Raw genomic sequence first — 15983 nt, forward strand, 5'->3', positions numbered from 1 at the left:
GCCTCACCGCGGAACGCCGCTGTCCGGGGGCGTCCTCGTGCCGGATGATCGACAGGGGATACCCCGGGCGCGGACATCGCGGACGTTCTTCATCCGGAAGAACGAGGGGCGCAGGACGAGGCAGCCGTCGCGGATGCCGACGGCTCCGTTTCGAATGGGGATCCTCAGTGGGACAGACAACACCTCTCCGGTACTCGTTCGGCAGTGGCGGACTCGTTTACAGTCGCGAGTCGGTTGCCTTTCTGTCTTCGGGGCGTGATCCCGGAGTGGGTTCGGCCGCACACAGCATCCGGCCACGCCGTTGGGCGCGCTGTCTCCAGCTGAAACGACTATCCGCGGGCACCTGACCGTCACCTCACCCCACACCGCCACGGAACCCAGGACCGTCCCTGTCCGACCAGTCCGCCTCCCTGCGCCGTCTCCACACGGCATACGCCGCCGCAGCAACCCGCGCCTGACCCGCGGGACCGCCCGCACAACGGCACCAGAACGAAATCCTCCAGCCGGGGCAGTCTGCACACGCCACGCCTATGGAGAACGTTGCCCCTCACCACCGATGAGCCCCGACGCCTTCTCACCACCCCTCAGGGCCGCCAGCACGCCGCACAGTTCGAACTCCCCCTGTGCAAGGGCGACATTCTCGGCCTGCGCTGGGTAGACCTCAGCCTCGACGCCGGCACCGCCACCGTCCGCCGCACCCATACCAGCGGTCTGGCCACCTTGCCGACCAAAACCATCAGCTCCGAACTGCGCATCGCCCTGCCTGCCTTCTGCGTCGTCTCACCGCGCGGACACCGCGAACTCCAGGCACGGGAGAAGGAGCAGACGGGCATTGACCGGCAGGACAGCGGATACGTCTTCACGCGTCCGGGCGGGCACCCGATCGAGCCCGCCACCTTCACCCGGCACTTCAACACACTGCTCCGCGACGCGCAGCTGCAGCCGATCCGGATCCGCGACCTTCGCCACGTGACCGCGACGCTGCTCCTGGAGCAGGGCGTCGAGTTCGTCGTCATCAAGGAGCTCCTTGGACACGCCCACACCGGGGTGCCCGCGACGGTATGCACACACGTCCGCCTCCATCTTCAGCGCCAGGCCATGGACCTTCTCCGACACGCCCTCGGCAACCTCAGCCGGGCCACAGTCGGGCCCGACGACGGAGTCGCCCCGCCGCTTTGTGCAGCCGCCCGCCCGTTGACATTGCCGTCAACTACTGCAGTCAGACAGCTCATGGGCCCTACCGGAAACATGTTCCGATGGGGCCCATGAGCTCAAATCGCTAAGACTCCCTTGCGCGAATCCATGCCTGTTCGAAGTCTTCCGCAGAAATCAGCGACGACACGAACTCTGACTGCGAGTCAATCTCCTCCAAGGAGAGGAAAGGAATCTCGGACAGCCCCACAGTGGCAGTTTCATGCTCCGCGTCCGCCCATTCCGTCCGGCCATCGCGGAAGATCTGAACCTTGCGGATCTCGTAGCGACCCTCACCAATTTCGCTCAAATAGGTGACTGGCTCGTCTTCAAGCTCATGAATCCAGTCGACACGGATGTATTCCACGACTAATTTGGCCCCCATCTCGCGATGCGTCCGGTCAGGTCGAGGTTTCCACTGTTGGGTATCAGGAATACCCCTGGGCGACCCTCGACAATGTCAAGGCCGGTCACATCAATCTCGATGAAGTGTGTGAATTTCTGTCCAGCCCACGGCACTCGCAAGAAGGCCGCCGAGAGCTGACCTTGTGTCTTGGTTCCCGGCGCAATATCGGTGAGATACTGCCCATCACCGTACCGGGCATCCTTGGGGTTGTTCGCCTTCAACGACGGAGACAACTCCTGGCTATCCACGATCTGCTTCGCTCGATCCTCCGTGGTGTAGTGATAAAGCGCCCGCGGCGTCTGTGCAGGATCACCTTCACTGTCCAGCCCGCAAGAATTGTGGACCAAGACCGGCACGCCGCCCGCCAGCACATAGTACGTGTGCAACTGCTGGACAGTCAGGTTGTCGCGGTCCGCAGCGCCCGGGTGGCGGTGGACGCTGACGACGTAGACCTTCTGGCCGCTCTCGGTGGTGAGGGCGTGGCCGGCCACCAAGGTGCCGGCGGGGATCCAGGCGTGTTGGGTAGCGTCCCAGAACGGGTGCTTTGACGTGGTGTGGAGGGTCGTGGTGTGGCCGGGGCTGGTCCGGATGGTCAGGTCGATGAGATCGCGGTCGTGGTTGACCCAGGTCGCCGTGACCGTACGGGCCCCGGCGTGTTGCCGGTCTTGGGGTCGGCGGCTTCGACCTTGTCGCCGGGCTTGACGTCCCCGATGGGCTTCGTCTTGTCTCCGGCCATCACCACGGGCGTGACCGGCGAGAAACTGCAGCCACCACCCTTTTCGCCGCCACCGGATGCCCCGACCTCAGGTGCGCTGGGGGCTTGCGATGCCGTCGCCGTTTCCTCGGGGACTTCTCTGACGAGGTTCTTGACCTCTGCCGCAGCCGCGAGGGCTTCCTCACCATCGCGGGCGGTTGCGACAGTTTCCGTGATCGCTGCAGGAGCATCGTCGCCGCCGCTGAGCGCGACCTCTGTGATCACCGCGGCGGCACGGTTACGCCCTGTGGGCCGGAGTAGTACCGCAGAGCGGAAACGGCCTTGGTGCTCGTGGTGAGGGTGAGTTGTTCACTTCCACCGAAGAGGTAGAGGATCTTGCTTGTGGGTGTGGTTTGGATCAGCAGGCTGCCGCCCGCGTCGTACAGGTAGCCGGTCGTCTGGTCGGTGCCTCCGGAAGGTGTGGTGACCGAAGCGGTGCGGCCCTCGGCGTCGTAGCTGAAGCTCTGCGTGGCCCCGGGCAGGACATTGCCCATCGTCACGTTCGTCCACCGCTGGGCGGTGGTCTTGTTGCACGTCCAGATCTGCAGTTGCGTGCCGTTGGTCGTCGACGAGGACGGATCGTCCAGGCACTTGCCCGAGGCCGTGTTGATCAGGGAGGCGTTGGCTGCCGCCTTCCATTGCTGGCCGGCGTTGCCGTTACAGGTGTTCAGGACGGCCTTCGTGCCCTTGGCTGTGCCACCGCCCGCCACGTCCAGACACTTGCCCAGCACCCGGACCGTTCCGTCGGTACCGATCACCCACTTCTGGGCGCTGCCGCCGTTGCACGTCGTGATGTCGATCTTGTTGTCGTCGGCCGTGCCCGAGGAGGAGGCGTCTGCGCACAGCTTGGTGCCCGAGCGGGTCAGGCCGGACACCAGTGGACCGTCGGTGATGACGGTCCGGCTGGTGGTGTTACCGGCACCGTCGCCGTACGTGGGCACCATGGTCGCCGTGCCGTTCGGGCCGGTGGTGGTGATCTGGGTGGCCGCGTTCGGCAGTGTGGCGGCGCTCCCGTCGGCGCTCGGATACGTCGCTGCCTGGGTGACGTCGTTGGCACTGTTGCCGCCGGTGTCGTGCTTCACCTGTTGGGTGCGGTCGCCGAGCAGGTCGTAGCTGTAGGTCTGCCAGTAAGGGGCAGGGCCACCAACCGTGGCGGCGGTGGGTGTAGTTGTCTTGCAGGCCGCCACCGAACCGACGCCGGGGGGTGTGGTGCCCGCGGTGTCGGTCCACGCGGTGACCAGACGCTGGAGGCGGTCGTAGGTGAAGCACTGGGTGTCGGTGGCCGCGCCGCCGCTCTGGCTGTCGGAGACCGAGGTGAGGTCACCGGCCTGGTCGTAGGCGAACGTGGTGTTGTCCGGTGCGGTTTTGGCGCTGGTTTGGAGGTTGACGCTGCTCGTGGCGAGACGTCCGGTCGCCGGGTCCCAGGTCTGGGTGGTGTTGAGCTGGGTGCCGTACAGACCCCATGTGGCGTCCAGGGGCTGGCCCATCGGGCTGTAGTTGACGTTGTCCAGGTAAGCCTTGGTTCCGCCGAAGCCGGTCAGCAGGCCTTGCAGGTCGTAACCGTAGCCGACCGTCTCGTCCGGTAGGCCGCCGTCGGCGTTGTAGTGGGTCTCGGCGAGGAGACCGACATTGGTGGAGTACACGTTCGTCGAGGTGTACGTGTTCGAGTAGCTGCCGGTGCCGTTACTGGGGAAACCAACGCTGGACGGGATCGTCACCGACGAACCCAGCGGCCGGTAGGCCGTGTCGTACCCGGTCACCGCCTCGGTGTACGCCGCGCCACTCGCTCCGCCCACGTATCGGGTGGAGGAGGTGGGGTACCCCTGGGCGAGCGTGTCGTAGGCCCATGAGGCGAGTTCCTTGGACGGGTCGGGCGTCGCGGACCACGCTCCGGAGTACTCGGCGGTCTTCCGGCCCAGGTCGTCGTAGGCGTAAGAGAGGGTCTGGCCGCGCGCGTCGGTGGTCTGCAGCAGATCGCCGGTCTCGCTGTACCGGTCGAACGTCGTGGTGCCGGTGTCCGGATCCGTCTGCCGGGTCTCCTCACCGAGCAGGTCGTAGTCGTAGGCCCACTTGTTGCCTGCGTTGTCGCTCATCGTGGCGACACGGCCTGCCGGCGTGTAGGTGTAACTGGTGATCACCGCGTCCGACGGCTTGCCGGTGGGTGTGGCCGTGTCGTCGTACGCCCAGTTCGCGGTTGTCTGGCCCAGCGCGTTGGTGAACACCGTCTTCGCCGTGCCTCCGGCGGGCGGTGTGGTGTCGATGCGGTCGACTCCGACGTACGCGGTGGTGCTCTGCCACTGTTCGACTGCCTTGGACCACTGCTGTGAAGCGGTCACTCGGCCTTGGCCGTCATGGACGGTGACGGTCTGCGACGGTACCTGGTTGGGGTCGGCCACCCACATGGTGGTCGACGGCTACGATCAGTACGCCCACGCGCAGATCAGCGACATCGAACTCTACGGCACGGCACTCGACGCCGCAGGCGTCGAGTCGCTCACGGGGAACCCCGTGCCACTGACAAGTCTCAGCTGACCTGCGTCATTCCATCTGCCGGCCCGGTGCGAAGCTCCGCACGCGGGCCGGCGGCACGATCACCCAACACCGGTCCAGCTTGCGGTGACGGCTTTCCCCTCAGGAATTCGGCCTCAACGTCCACACCACCGTCATCACACCCGTCACCGCCCCATCGCTCTCCCGCTGGATCTCGATGGTCACCGGGAACTCCGGACGCCCGCCCGCGTCAAGCTCGGCCACCACATCCACGGCGGGGCGGCCGAGGGTCGCTGTGGCGGTCACGGGGCCCTTGGCGACCTTCTTGTAGTCGATCTCGGCGCGGACGGCCAACGGAACGGCGCGGGAGAGCTGGTCGCCGAAGGCGGTGAGGACGATGGCGCCGCTGGCGGATTCGGCGAGGGTGAACATGGCGCCGGCGTGGGGGCCGGCGATGTGGTTGTGGTAGTCCGGCTGGTCGGGGAGGCGGAGGACGGCGCGGTCGGCGGTGGTCTCCAGGAATTCCAGGTTGAGGGTGCGCACCATGGGGACGGTGGCGGCCAGCATGTCGCCGATCGGCATCTGCTCGGTAGTCATGGCAGGGATGTTACCGACTGGTAATGAGGGTGGCCAGGGTGGGGCGGGGTCGGGAGGGGCGGGGTCGCCCGGGAACTCGCTGGACACCGGTGTCGTCGGGCGACGATAGTGCGGCGGTGAGTATCGAGAGCCCCGACAACGACATCACGTCCGAGCGGCCCGGGGAGGGCGGGAGGCTTGCGGGTGGCGGTCCGGAGGCGTGGGAGTGGCGCAATTTCGCCCTGCTGACGGCGTCGACGGTGGTGACCACCGTCGGGAGTTCGGGGGCGGCCATCGCGTCGGCGTTCGCGGTGCTGGAGGCCGGGGGCGACGGCACCGGGGTGGGGATCGTGGCGGCGGCGCGCACCGTGCCGTTGGTGGTCTTCCTGCTGGTCGGCGGCGCGCTGGCGGACCGGTTGCCGCGGCACCGGGTGATGGTGGGCGCCAACGTCCTCAACTGCCTTTCGCAGGCGGCCTTCGCGCTGCTGGTGCTCACCGGGCACCCCGCGCTGTGGCAGATGGCGGCGCTGGCCGCGCTGGGCGGCACCGGGCAGGCGTTCTTCCAGCCCGCCGCGCAGGGCATGGTGCTCTCCAGCGTGTCGGGTCCGCGGGCGGGGCGGGCGTTCGCGCTGTACCGAATGGGGGCCAACACCTCGTCGATCCTGGGCACCGCGTTGTGCGGTGCGCTGGTGGCCGCGATCGGGCCGGGATGGGTGCTCGCGGTGGACGCGGCGGGGTTCGCCGTGGCGGCGCTGATGCGGGCGTTCCTGCGGGTGCCGCCGGGTACGGAGCGGGCGGGGACGTCGGGCATGCTGGGTGATCTGCGCGACGGGTGGCGGGAGTTCGTCTCGCGGCGCTGGCTGTGGGGCATCGTGGTGCAGTTCTCGGTGGTCAACGCCGTGATCACGGCGGCGGAGGCGGTCTACGGTCCGCTGGTGGCCAAGGAGCATCTGGGCGGGGCGCGTCCGTGGGGGCTGGCGCTGGCGGTGTTCGGGGTGGGGACGCTGGCGGGCGGGGCGTTGATGACCCGGTGGAAGCCGCGTCGGCTGCTGTTCGCCGGGACGCTGGCGGTCTTCCCGCTGGTGCTGCCGACGCTGGCGCTGGCCGCGTTGGCGCCGGTGCCGGTGCTGGCGGCGGCGATGCTGGTCGCCGGGGTGGGCGTGGAGGTCTTTTCGGTCGCCTGGATGACCGCGCTGCACCAGGAGATACCGGAGGAGAAGATGTCCCGGATCTCCGCCTACGACTGGTTCGGTTCGGTGGCGTTGACGCCGGTGGGCACCGCGCTGGCCGGGCCCGCCGCGGACGCGTTCGGGATGTCGGCCGCGTTGTGGGGCGCCGCGGCGCTGGTGGTGGTGCTGACCTCGGCGGTGCTGGTGGTGCCGGAGGTACGGCGGCTGGCGCGCACGGCGTGACGCCGTACCACCGCCTCCTCACCCCACGCTGAACGCACCCGGCGGCGGCTGCGGCGAGGGCACCGCGTCGGCGTCGGTCACCGGGCGGGAGTCGGCCGCCAGCTTCCGCAGGGCGGCGCCGTGTTCGACGCGGGCCGGCAAGGCGTCGCGCGCGGCGTGCCGGGTCAGATGGGCGAGCGGCAGTTCGCGCGCGGCGGCCACCAGCACGGCGTTGCCGAAGCGCCGGCCGCGCAGCACGCCCGGCTCGGCGATCAGGCAGACGTGCGGGAAGACGGCGCCGACGGTGGCGATCTGCGGCCCGAGGAAGGCGAACGGCGCGGCGTCGGCGAGGTTGGCCAGGTAGAGCCCGTCGGGGCGCAGCACCCGGGCGGCCTGCCGTAGGTACTCCACGGAGGTCAGGTGGGCGGGGACCCGGGAGCCGCCGAAGACGTCGGCGACGAGCACGTCGGCCGAGGCGCCGGGGGCGGCGGCGAGCCAGTCGCGGGCGTCGGCGGTGTGCACGGTGATGTCCGCGCCGGGCGGCGGCGGCAGGTGTTCGGCGACCAGCCGGACGAGGCCGTGGTCGGCCTCGACCACCTGCTGGCGGGAGCCGGGGCGGGTGGCGGCCAGGTAGCGCGGCAGGGTGAGCGCGCCGCCGCCGAGGTGGACCGCGTCCAGCGGCTCCCCCGGGTCGGCGGCGGCGTCCAGGGCGTGCGCGAGGCGGCGGACGTACTCGAACTCCAGGTGTCCGGGGTCGGCCACGTCGACGTAGGACTGGGGTGCGTCGTCGAGGGTCAGCAGCCAGCCGCCGGGGCGGTCGACGTCGGGCAGGAGTCTGGCGGTCCCGAAGTCGACCTCACACCTGACGGGGGTTCTCTCGTCCACCCGCCCATTGTCCCCCGGCGGCGTTACTCGCCGCTGCCGGGCCAGTCGGCGAAGCGGATCCGCTTGATCTCCCGCACCTCGCCGACCGTTCCCCACTCGTCCTTGCCGAGCCGGGCGAGGGGGCGCAGGCGGCGCACCTCCGGGTGGCCGTCGTCGAGCACCGCCTCCGACACCGCGACGTGCACCACCCGGCCGAAGACCACGGTGCTGTCGCCGAAGCCGACGGTGCTGTGCACGACGCATTCCAGCGCGACCGGGGAGTCGGCCACCCGGGGCGGCTTGACCCGGAGGCTCGGTTCCCTGGCGATCCCCACCGCGTCGAATTCGCCGGTGCCCCGGGGGAAGTCGGTGGCCGTGGCGTTGATCTGCTCGAAGAGGTGCTCGGGGGCGAGGTTGACCACGAACTCCCCGGTCTCCTCGACGTTGCGCAGCGAGTCCTTCCGGCCCACCGAGCTGAACTGCACGATCGGGGGCTGGACGGAGGAGACGGTGAAGAACGAGTGCGGGGCGAGGTTGGCGGTGCCGTCCGCGGAGACGGTGGACACCCAGGCGATCGGGCGGGGCACGACGACCGAGGTGAGCAGCTTGTAGAAGGCGTTGCGGCCCAGGGCTTCGGGATCAAAGTCAACACGCATGGTGCCAGTATCCCTACCGGTCCGCGGCGCTTCGCGGGGCCCTCGGGGTCCGGCCCGGGGCGGGCGCACCGCGGGGCCCGGCCGTCACTTCCCGCGTCCGCGGACCACCACGGTGTCGGCACCGAGGAAGACCTGTTCGGTGGGTTCCGACCATGCCCCGGTACCGGTCGGCGGACGGAACGGGGACGGTGCGTCGCGGCATTGCTCCGGGCGGCTCACGCGGACGGTGCGGCGGCCACCCGCAGCCGTGCGGTGGTGACGATTTCCGACGGCCGGCAGGCCCACACCAGGAGGCCGCCGAGCGCCCGCGTGACCGGCGCGTCCCACCCCGCCCGCACCGCGCGGGGCCGGTGTATCCCGAGGCTGTCGCGCGCCCAGTCGGGCAGCAGCGCGATCGCGCCGTTCATCAGCACCGTCACGGCGGCCCGCTCCGCCCGGTCCCGCCCGAAGGAACGCAGGAAGCGCAGCGCTTCCAACGCGGCCGGGGTGGCGGCCAGTTCGGGGCGGACGCGGTTCAGGTAGCGGGCGACCTCGCGGGCGCTGCGCGGTACGTCACGGGCGCCCAGTTCCTCGGCGGTGACCGCCACCCGCGCGTAGTAGTCGTCGCGTTCGGCGGCGGTGAGCGGGGCGGCCGCGTACCGCTGGTATCCGGCCAGGAAGCAGGCGACCTCGGCGACGTGCACCCAGGTCAGCAGGTGCGGGTCGCGGGCGTGGTAGGGCCTGCCGCCCGGTGCGGTGCCGGTGACGCGGGTGTGGACCCGGCGGACAGCGGCGATCGCCTCCCGGGCGGCGGCGGTGGAGCCGAACGTCGTGGCCGTCACGAAGCCGACGGTGCGGTGGAGCCGTCCCAGCGGATCGGTGCGGAAGTCGGAGTGGTCGTCCACCGCGGCCATGGCCAGCGGGTGCAGCGACTGGAGCATCAGCGCGGCGAAACCGCCGGTCAGCATGGCTGCCGGGTGGCCGTGCACCCGCCACACCACGCCGTCGGCGCCCATCAGCCCCGGGTCACCGGGCGGCCCGGAGTAACGCTCCAGGTGCAGGTCGCCGCCGTGCACCCGGCTGACGACCGCGGTGCGGACCGTTGCGCGTATCCAGGGCAGGGACGTCACGTTGCGAGTATGGCAGAGCGGGTCCGTGGTGACCGAGGTGTGTGCGGCGGATCAGGGGCGGGTGAGGGCCTGCCGGGCGGGATCCGGGGCCGGTGGTCCGGCGGCGTCCGGGCGGCGTCCGGCAGCGGTGCGGTGCGTACGGTGGCGGGCGCGATACGGACGGTGGCGGTGACGGGCGTGACTTCGGGCGGTGGTCGACGACCCGTTCGACCAGGGAAAACGCGTGTCCCGCGGGGGGGTGCGGCGCATAGGGTCGGGGCGGACGCCGCATCACGCGGTGACCTGACGCTCTCAGGAGGGGACCGGATGATCACCACAGGCAGGCTGGACGCGTCCGAACGGGCCGCGTGGGAAGGGTTGTTCCGCGCGTACATGGACTTCTACCAGCGGGAAGAGCCGCAGGAGACGTACGACAGGGCGTGGCGGGAGTTCCAGCAGGACACCCGCGTGCACGCGCTGGGGGCACGGCTCGACGGCGAACTCGTCGGCATCACCCACTTCCTGGTGCACGCCAACACCTCCGGCCCCGACGTGTGTTACCTCCAGGACCTGTTCACCGCCCCGGCGGCGCGGGGCAAGGGCGTGGCCCGTGCGCTCATCGCGGCGGTGACCGAGTGGGCCCGGGAGCGCGGCTGCTCGCGGGTGTACTGGATGACCCACGAGTCCAACGCCACGGCGCGGCGGCTGTACGACGCGGTGGCCGACAACCGTGGTTTCATCCGCTACCAGATCGACCTGCCCGGGGTGTGACCGCAGATCCGGCCATTCGCGCGGGGCGGGGTGTGGTCAAGGTTGCGCTAAGGGACATAGTGCGCGCAAAGGTGCGTCTCTAGACTCGGTCGGGTCGCCAGGCGTCACGCCGCGCGCACTGCTCATCGACCCGGTGGCTGATGTGCCGTCAGGTACGCAACGCCTCGCCCGGTCGTCCGTCCCGCCCCGTGAGGAGCGCCCCATGCCCGTGCGGTACCCGCGCGCGTCGCACACCCACCACCGCGAGGAGCAAGGGCGCTGTCCGGCCCCGGCGCAGCCGCCGGCACCGGGACGGACCGCCCCGTCGGCCACGGGTACCCCGGTCCCCGGCGCGGGGCAGGGGCCGGTGGTGGTGGACACCGAACGCCGCGTCGCCGCCGTCGCCGGCCGCCGACTCACCCTGACCTACCTGGAGTTCGAACTGCTGGCCCACCTCGTGGCCCACCCCCGCCGCGTGCACAGCCGCGAACAACTCATGGCCGTCGTCTGGGGCCAGCCCCCGGTCGGCGACACCCGTACCGTCGACGTCCACATAGCCCGCCTCCGCCGCAAACTCGGCCCGGCCTACCGCGACGCGATCGTCACGGTGCGGCAGGTGGGGTACACCTACGACCCGTGGCGCCGGTCGAAGACGGGGTGACATCGCCGCCGGTGGAGAGGGTTCGGCCTGGTCAGCGCGGCAGCGCACGGCCGGACTCGCCGCCGGGGGCGAGTCCGGCCAGTGGCGGCTGTCACCGGGTAGTTTCGGCTGTCCGCGGGCAATACGCGGGCAAGTTCTGATCGGCCGTCAGCTCGCGCGGAGCGCGCCCTGCGCGGATTCCAGCCTCGCCTTGAGCTGTTCGAACTCACCCTCGACACAGTGCACGTACGTCATCAGGAGTACCGGCACGCTGTTCCCGGCCCAGTAGGCGACCCGGGCCGGCGGGGCGCCGTTGTTCAGCCATGTCGTCAGACAGGTGTGGCGGAGGTCATAGGGCCTCTTACCCAGGAGCGACGCGTACTCCGCGGCAGAGAGCACCGCCTTCCGCGCCTGATCCCAAGCGCGCCCGATCACCGTCGGCGACACCCTTCCGCCCTTCACTCCAGTGAAGACGAGCTGACCGGGCTTCTTGCCCCGGACATGTTCACGCAGGATGGTGGTCAAGTCCGGGTGACATGGCACGACGCGGGTGTCCCCCTCGTCCCTGCCCTTCAGTTGCCGCTCGTCGTAAGGGTCTCCCGAGTTGGTCCAGCCCCGGCCAGCCAGGGGGGCCGCCCTGTGCAGCACCAGCTCGCCCCACTGATCGTCTGCGTCCTCCGCCGGTAGGATCACGTCGCCGACGACCAGGGCAGACACCTCCTCGGGCCGCAGCCCGGCGAAGTACATGGTTGCCAGGTATCCATGCAGCGTCTCGCCGTTGGGTCTGTAGTCCCGGACTTCGTCCAGCAGCTTCCCAGCAACTACTCGGTTGACCAAAGACCGCTTGTCGACCGGTTTCGGCTTGACCCGCCCCTTCTCTTTAGGGATAGGATTACCGGAAAGCACGCCGCACTCTGTCGCATAATTGAAGATTAGCTTCAGATGGCGAGTGATCAACCGTTTATGCGAGTGGGCTACAGGTTTCCCGTCGAGACGGGTGTAGATCTTGGCGAGAATCCCATCAATTCGATCAGGGGCCTCCCATACGGCCATTGTCGGACTGAGCCGCTTAACCGACCGGAGTATTTGCTCGACTGATGATGACGCCTGCTCCCGCTTGAGCTTGTTGAAAGCGAATGAAATCAGTGCCCGCCGCAGCATGTCGGGGTCGACTTTTGTTGGCTGGCGCGGCAGCAATGCTATTGTCGTCCGGGCGAGGATTTTGGCTGTCGTCCGACGAGTTGTAGCGGCACTACTGTCCCACTTCCGGTCTGCATACTTGATGGCGAATTCATACCAGTTGACTGTTGCGGCCTTGGCTACGAGCGACTTGGGCAGGCCGTTGTACGCGCTGAACCCCTCGCCTTTGCGAGCAGCGGTGAGCAGCTGAGACCGGAACGCGTCAGCCTGCGCCCGCTTTGAGAAGGTGTCCTGGAACGGCTCCCCTGCCACCAGCCAACGCACAACGTACCCAGTTCCGCGAGCCCCTTTTCTGGCGCGAATTCCCCAAATTTTTACATCGTGCGACAGGTCATTCAAGGCAGTTCCTCGATGCTTTCGAGCCATTGATCGAGATCACCACGGCGCACGCGCAAGTCGCCGTTCGGGAGCCTGATACAGCGAGGTGTGCGGCGCTTTTGCCGCCATTCGTAAAACGTCGATTTGGAGACTTTCAGCTCCTCGCACACTTCGGTGATCGTGAGGAGAATGCTGCTCTGCCGCGTAGCGGGCGATGGCATGTTTCGGTCAATCCTTTCGCCGTCGGCGCCGCCCGGGCACGTCGACGTACAGGGGTGAGAGGCAAGCGCCGGTTCCAGACCGGGCGCTTGTCACCGGTGGGCTGCATCCGGGAGGTAGTACGTGGCATTGGGCCCTCGTCGGAGTTGGTGATCGTCCGCCATGCGGGCACAGGTCTTGCGGACGAGTCCGATATCGAGGCCGAGAGCGTCAGCGACCTGCTTGGGCCGCACTCCGGGGTGAACGCGTACGTGCCGCAGGATCGCCGCGCGGGTGTCGCCGATGAGGTGATCGGACACGGGGCCGTCCAGCAGGTGCCAGGCTCCACTGCTGCTGTCGAAGGAGAGGGCGTGCTCGGACTCAGCGACGTCCCGGCCGGTGATGAGCAGCACCCCGTCAGCCTGGCCACGCCCTCGTTTGAGGACGAGTGTGGAGTCGGCGGCCCCCGCGATCCCGTTGGTGCCCGACACTTCGGTCAGCCAGTCGTCGGAGCTGGCCTTGCGCAGATGGTGGACGAGTACCACGGCCACGCCGTAGCGGTCGGCGATTCGCTTGGCGTGGCCGACTGCTGCGTAGTCAGCGTCGTAGGCCGAGGCGCCGACGGGCGGGGCACCTCGCACTTTGGCGAACACGTCGATGATGACCAGGCGGGCTGTGGGGTGGTGGTCCAGCCATCCGGCGATCTGCGCGGCGCCGCCCTGGGGCAGCGGCGGGCAGTGGGTGGCCAGGGTCAGTTCGGACGGGGCCGGCTGTCCGCCGAGGAGCCTGCCCATCCGGGTCTGTAGCCGTCGGGCGGTGTCTTCCAGCGCCAGGTACAGGGCCGCGCCGGGGGCCACGGGGACGGCGCCGAGTGCTGTGCCACCGGAAGCCACGGCCAGGGCCAGTGAGAGGACGAGCCAGGATTTGCCGATCTTCGGCGGGCCGGCCAGGAGGTTGACCCCTTCCGACAGGATGTCCGGTACCGCCCAGCGGGGTTCGGGGAATCGGGTGGACATCAGCTGGTCGGCCGTCCAGGTGGAGTGGCCGTTCAGCAGTGGGTTCTCGGCTGGGTTGCTGAGAGTGGGGTACGGCGGTGGCGGGCCGACTGGTGCTGAGGTCATGCTGCCACCGTGCGGGGGCGCTTGGTGCCCGCGCGTAGTCCGGAAGCGATCGTAGCGTGGGCCTCCCGCGTGCCTTGGCCTACCTGGGCCGCGGCAGTAGCAAGCCACTCGGTGACGTCGGCGGCTCGCAGTGCCCCGCCGGCCACGAGTTGTCCGAGTGCCACGGCGGCGATGTACAGGGAGTTGTTGTGGTTGCCGGGGTGGGAGCGGGTCACGCGCTCCAGTTCGGCGGCCACGGCCTGTCGTAGGTAGGCCCCATGCTGGCCGGGCATCACTGGAACGAAGAAACGTTTCTGCGGAGGAGCGGCTGCCGGGCGCAGCAGCGCTGCCAGCCAACCGGGGAGGGGAGCAGGCTGGGTGTTGTGGACGATGGTGTACCAGCTGTGGTTGATGACACTGCCGGGGCCGACGACGTAGCCGCCGTTGGCCCTGCTGTCGATCTTCCAGCCTAGGCGCCCGGCTGTGTTGCGCAGTTCGAGCCCTGCGGGAGCTTCAAAGTACAGGTGGGTGCCGCCGCGCGTTGTCCGCACGGTGTAGGTGTCGGCGGGGTACGGCTGGCCGTGACGTTCGGCAAGGACCGCGAGGACGTCTTCACCACAGGTGATCCCGCGCTGTCGCCACGCTGGAGCCGGAGCGTCGTCTGGGTCTTTGGGCACATCCAGGTCGAGGACGACCAGTCGAGCCGGTCCCGTGGCGACGCCGATGTTGTACGGGCCAGCCTGCCAGCACTTCTGGATCCGGTCAGGGTCGGTGGTAGCGCGCTGCTCCCAGTTGCGGATGGCAGGCCGCTTGGTGCCGGGCCAGAGCGGGAAAACGGGCCAGCCTTGTGTGGCGGCGGTGAGTGCTGCGGCATGGAGAGGGGCCATGCTGGCGTGCTCCTGGTCTCGTTGCTGACGGGAGGGGGGTGCAGACATGCAGCGGCCCGGTGTCCAGGGGAAGGACACCGGGCCGGCGAAGTGCTTGAGGGAGGTCAGGTTGTTGGGTGCCGTCCAGCGCAGAGGGCCATCATGGTCTGAAGCCACGGCAGTACTGCGGCCTCGGCGGCGGTGGGTGACCAGCCCCGCTTTTCCAGGTCGGCGCGGAGGCCGTCAGCGGCCTCGAACAGAGGGGTCATCTGGTCGCGCATCACCATCAGCGCGCGGGCGAATTGCTCGCGCAACTCGTCAGGGTCAGGCGGGTCGGGCGCGGATCTGTCGAACAGGGACACGTGGTCTCCGTGCTTACGGGCTGGTGAAGTCGGGCAGGTGGGCGGCGTCATCCGGTGTGAGCAGGCCGGCGGCCAGGCTGATGTCGACCCACTGCTGGTGGCCGATGATCTGGCGGCAGGAACGGCAGCGGAGCCGGTTGTGGCGTGGCTCGAACCACAGGGTTCCGCCACAGACGGCCGGGGTGCCGTCGGGGTCGGTTCCCGTGGAGGCTGGGCAGGGCAGGCTGAGTGCGTGCGGTCGACGACGGTCGCCGGTGATCGCGCCGGTCATGTCCCACAGCAGTTCGTACAGGTCGGTGCTCAGCATGTCGAGGTGGACGTCGTGCTCGTGGGCGTGGCAGGCCCAGTGCAGGTTGTCGCGGAGGAATCTCAGGACCCCGGCGAGGGTTTCATCCTGGTCACCGCGCCAGGGTGTCAGCGTCCAGCCCAGTTGTCGGCGCCAGTCTTCCTCGTGGACGAGGAGTTTGCTGGTGACGCCTCCGGCCCGGAGGCTGATCACCGCAAGGTCGCCGGGGGCCTGTGAGCCGGTCGGGCCGGGGTGCCGCGGGAGGTCCGGGTCGGTGCGTACACCGGTGAGGCGTTCCAGGTGTTCGCCGAGCCGGACCCACAACTCGGCGACCTGCGCCAGGTCTGCGTCGAGCGCTGTCTGACACCGGCGGCACACCTGTCGCCCTGTGTTGCCGTCGCCGCGCAGGTGCCATCCGCAGCACTGGCACTGACCTGCCGGTGATGTTCCCGTCATGTGCTCGTCGCTCTTTTCCTCTTGGGGCGGTGGCTCTCGTTCCACGCAGCGAATCGGAAACACCAGGTGGTCAGGTCGATGGGCTCGGGTGGGGAGCTGGGGGCCTGGGTGATCCACAGTCCGGACTGGTGGGCCAGCAGGGAGGCGGTCGCCAGCGCGGGGCGCACCGAGTCGGTCGTGGCGAGTCCCCACCGGGCCCGACCGCTGCTGGTCATCAGCCGCCAGGTGTGGAACTCAGCGTCCGCTTCCCACCGCACGTTCCAGGCGGCTTCACAGACTGCTGTGATGATGCGGAACAGGGCAGCGGGCGCACCGGTGAGGGGCGGTGCCGCAGGTGCGTGGTTCATGAGGTGGCTCCTTACGGCTGAGCGGTGGAGGAGCGCCGGCCCGG

At 69.2% G+C, this 15983-nt stretch carries 20 protein-coding genes; 5 read left to right on the forward strand and 15 right to left on the reverse strand.

Going from position 1 to position 15983, the window contains the following annotated elements:
• The first annotated feature begins 540 nt into the window (after positions 1-540).
• Positions 541-1269 (forward strand): tyrosine-type recombinase/integrase, encoded by a 729-nt coding sequence (locus SCATT_RS02265; protein WP_014141270.1) that lies wholly within the window; start codon positions 541-543, stop codon positions 1267-1269.
• Between the two features lie 10 nt (positions 1270-1279).
• Here the strand turns inward: SCATT_RS02265 and SCATT_RS02270 are convergent, their stop codons facing one another.
• The 4 genes from SCATT_RS02270 to SCATT_RS02280 are packed head-to-tail and all read right to left on the reverse strand — an operon-like array spanning position 1280 to position 4753.
• Positions 1280-1558 carry a DUF6881 domain-containing protein gene (locus SCATT_RS02270; RefSeq protein WP_041824354.1) on the reverse strand — a complete coding sequence of 93 codons (279 nt, stop codon included), beginning with the start codon at positions 1556-1558 and terminating at the stop codon, positions 1280-1282.
• A gap of 2 nt (positions 1559-1560) precedes the next feature.
• Complete coding sequence (locus SCATT_RS37850) at positions 1561-2199, reverse strand: HYD1 signature containing ADP-ribosyltransferase family protein (protein WP_322972950.1); 639 nt, start codon at positions 2197-2199, stop codon at positions 1561-1563.
• On the reverse strand, positions 2190-2576 hold the full coding sequence (locus SCATT_RS38805; protein ID WP_014141273.1) for a Hint domain-containing protein: 387 nt from the start codon (positions 2574-2576) through the stop codon (positions 2190-2192). Before SCATT_RS38805 ends, SCATT_RS37850 begins: the two co-directional genes overlap by 10 nt.
• Entirely contained in the window at positions 2573-4753 is a 2181-nt protein-coding gene (locus SCATT_RS02280; RefSeq protein WP_014627346.1) for a ricin-type beta-trefoil lectin domain protein, read from the reverse strand. The genes SCATT_RS38805 and SCATT_RS02280 overlap by 4 nt, the downstream gene beginning before the upstream one ends.
• Between SCATT_RS02280 and SCATT_RS40240 the strand changes: the two genes are divergently transcribed.
• Positions 4752-4883 carry a hypothetical protein gene (locus SCATT_RS40240; RefSeq protein ID WP_014141275.1) on the forward strand — a complete coding sequence of 44 codons (132 nt, stop codon included), beginning with the start codon at positions 4752-4754 and terminating at the stop codon, positions 4881-4883. The two genes, SCATT_RS02280 and SCATT_RS40240, sit on opposite strands and share 2 nt — an antisense overlap.
• A gap of 99 nt (positions 4884-4982) precedes the next feature.
• Here SCATT_RS40240 and SCATT_RS02285 read toward each other — a convergent pair whose 3' ends face one another.
• On the reverse strand, positions 4983-5438 hold the full coding sequence (locus SCATT_RS02285) for a DUF4442 domain-containing protein (RefSeq protein WP_014141276.1): 456 nt from the start codon (positions 5436-5438) through the stop codon (positions 4983-4985).
• A 116-nt stretch (positions 5439-5554) separates the two neighbouring features.
• Here SCATT_RS02285 and SCATT_RS02290 point away from each other — a divergent pair, with 116 nt between their 5' ends.
• Positions 5555-6829, forward strand: coding sequence for an MFS transporter (locus SCATT_RS02290; RefSeq protein ID WP_014141277.1), 1275 nt, complete (start codon positions 5555-5557; stop codon positions 6827-6829).
• An 18-nt stretch (positions 6830-6847) separates the two neighbouring features.
• Here the strand turns inward: SCATT_RS02290 and SCATT_RS02295 are convergent, their stop codons facing one another.
• The 3 genes from SCATT_RS02295 to SCATT_RS02305 all read right to left on the reverse strand — a co-directional run bounded on the left by SCATT_RS02295 (position 6848) and on the right by SCATT_RS02305 (position 9437).
• Positions 6848-7693, reverse strand: coding sequence for a spermidine synthase (locus tag SCATT_RS02295; RefSeq protein ID WP_014141278.1), 846 nt, complete (start codon positions 7691-7693; stop codon positions 6848-6850).
• Between the two features lie 23 nt (positions 7694-7716).
• Complete coding sequence (locus tag SCATT_RS02300; protein ID WP_014141279.1) at positions 7717-8328, reverse strand: flavin reductase family protein; 612 nt, start codon at positions 8326-8328, stop codon at positions 7717-7719.
• Positions 8329-8543: 215 nt separating this feature from the next.
• On the reverse strand, positions 8544-9437 hold the full coding sequence (locus SCATT_RS02305) for an oxygenase MpaB family protein (protein ID WP_014141280.1): 894 nt from the start codon (positions 9435-9437) through the stop codon (positions 8544-8546).
• A 306-nt stretch (positions 9438-9743) separates the two neighbouring features.
• On the opposite strand from SCATT_RS02305, the gene SCATT_RS02310 reads away from it, so the two are divergent.
• Both SCATT_RS02310 and SCATT_RS02315 read left to right on the forward strand, forming a co-directional pair.
• Complete coding sequence (locus tag SCATT_RS02310; protein WP_014141281.1) at positions 9744-10187, forward strand: GNAT family N-acetyltransferase; 444 nt, start codon at positions 9744-9746, stop codon at positions 10185-10187.
• Positions 10188-10389: 202 nt separating this feature from the next.
• Positions 10390-10827, forward strand: a complete 438-nt coding sequence (locus tag SCATT_RS02315; protein ID WP_014141282.1) for a winged helix-turn-helix domain-containing protein — start codon at positions 10390-10392, stop codon at positions 10825-10827.
• Between the two features lie 147 nt (positions 10828-10974).
• Here the strand turns inward: SCATT_RS02315 and SCATT_RS35910 are convergent, their stop codons facing one another.
• From SCATT_RS35910 to SCATT_RS02345, 7 genes are all read right to left on the reverse strand, one after another.
• Positions 10975-12345: a tyrosine-type recombinase/integrase gene (locus SCATT_RS35910; RefSeq protein WP_157894800.1), complete on the reverse strand. Its 1371-nt coding sequence runs from the start codon at positions 12343-12345 to the stop codon at positions 10975-10977.
• Positions 12342-12545, reverse strand: a complete 204-nt coding sequence (locus SCATT_RS35915; protein WP_014141284.1) for a helix-turn-helix transcriptional regulator — start codon at positions 12543-12545, stop codon at positions 12342-12344. The genes SCATT_RS35910 and SCATT_RS35915 overlap by 4 nt, the downstream gene beginning before the upstream one ends.
• Before the next feature lie 90 nt (positions 12546-12635).
• A complete protein-coding gene (locus SCATT_RS02325; RefSeq protein WP_014627351.1) occupies positions 12636-13643 on the reverse strand; it encodes an AAA family ATPase in 1008 nt (335 codons plus the stop codon).
• A complete protein-coding gene (locus SCATT_RS02330) occupies positions 13640-14509 on the reverse strand; it encodes a bifunctional DNA primase/polymerase (protein ID WP_014141286.1) in 870 nt (289 codons plus the stop codon). The genes SCATT_RS02325 and SCATT_RS02330 overlap by 4 nt, the downstream gene beginning before the upstream one ends.
• A gap of 104 nt (positions 14510-14613) precedes the next feature.
• A complete protein-coding gene (locus SCATT_RS02335; protein ID WP_014141287.1) occupies positions 14614-14850 on the reverse strand; it encodes a hypothetical protein in 237 nt (78 codons plus the stop codon).
• Positions 14851-14863: 13 nt separating this feature from the next.
• On the reverse strand, positions 14864-15592 hold the full coding sequence (locus SCATT_RS02340) for a hypothetical protein (RefSeq protein ID WP_203232771.1): 729 nt from the start codon (positions 15590-15592) through the stop codon (positions 14864-14866).
• The gene (locus tag SCATT_RS02345) at positions 15589-15939 is read right to left on the reverse strand and encodes a hypothetical protein (RefSeq protein ID WP_014141289.1); all 351 of its coding nucleotides are present in this window, start codon (positions 15937-15939) and stop codon (positions 15589-15591) included. The genes SCATT_RS02340 and SCATT_RS02345 overlap by 4 nt, the downstream gene beginning before the upstream one ends.
• Positions 15940-15983 lie beyond the last annotated feature (44 nt).

The sequence above is a fragment of the Streptantibioticus cattleyicolor NRRL 8057 = DSM 46488 genome (assembly GCF_000240165.1).
Taxonomy (GTDB): Bacteria; Actinomycetota; Actinomycetes; order Streptomycetales; family Streptomycetaceae; genus Streptantibioticus; species Streptantibioticus cattleyicolor.

Excerpts from the sequence above, each read along its gene's own strand:
- SCATT_RS40240 (WP_014141275.1), top strand. The coding sequence starts at position 4,752 with ATGGTGGTCGACGGCTACGATCAGTACGCCCACGCGCAGATCAGCGAC.
- SCATT_RS02280 (WP_014627346.1), bottom strand. The coding sequence starts at position 4,753 with ATGTGGGTGGCCGACCCCAACCAGGTACCGTCGCAGACCGTCACCGTC.
- SCATT_RS02285 (WP_014141276.1), bottom strand. The coding sequence starts at position 5,438 with ATGACTACCGAGCAGATGCCGATCGGCGACATGCTGGCCGCCACCGTC.
- SCATT_RS02300 (WP_014141279.1), bottom strand. The coding sequence starts at position 8,328 with ATGCGTGTTGACTTTGATCCCGAAGCCCTGGGCCGCAACGCCTTCTAC.
- SCATT_RS02310 (WP_014141281.1), top strand. The coding sequence starts at position 9,744 with ATGATCACCACAGGCAGGCTGGACGCGTCCGAACGGGCCGCGTGGGAA.
- SCATT_RS02315 (WP_014141282.1), top strand. The coding sequence starts at position 10,390 with ATGCCCGTGCGGTACCCGCGCGCGTCGCACACCCACCACCGCGAGGAG.
- SCATT_RS35915 (WP_014141284.1), bottom strand. The coding sequence starts at position 12,545 with ATGCCATCGCCCGCTACGCGGCAGAGCAGCATTCTCCTCACGATCACC.
- SCATT_RS02325 (WP_014627351.1), bottom strand. The coding sequence starts at position 13,643 with ATGACCTCAGCACCAGTCGGCCCGCCACCGCCGTACCCCACTCTCAGC.
- SCATT_RS02330 (WP_014141286.1), bottom strand. The coding sequence starts at position 14,509 with ATGGCCCCTCTCCATGCCGCAGCACTCACCGCCGCCACACAAGGCTGG.
- SCATT_RS02340 (WP_203232771.1), bottom strand. The coding sequence starts at position 15,592 with ATGACGGGAACATCACCGGCAGGTCAGTGCCAGTGCTGCGGATGGCAC.
- SCATT_RS02345 (WP_014141289.1), bottom strand. The coding sequence starts at position 15,939 with ATGAACCACGCACCTGCGGCACCGCCCCTCACCGGTGCGCCCGCTGCC.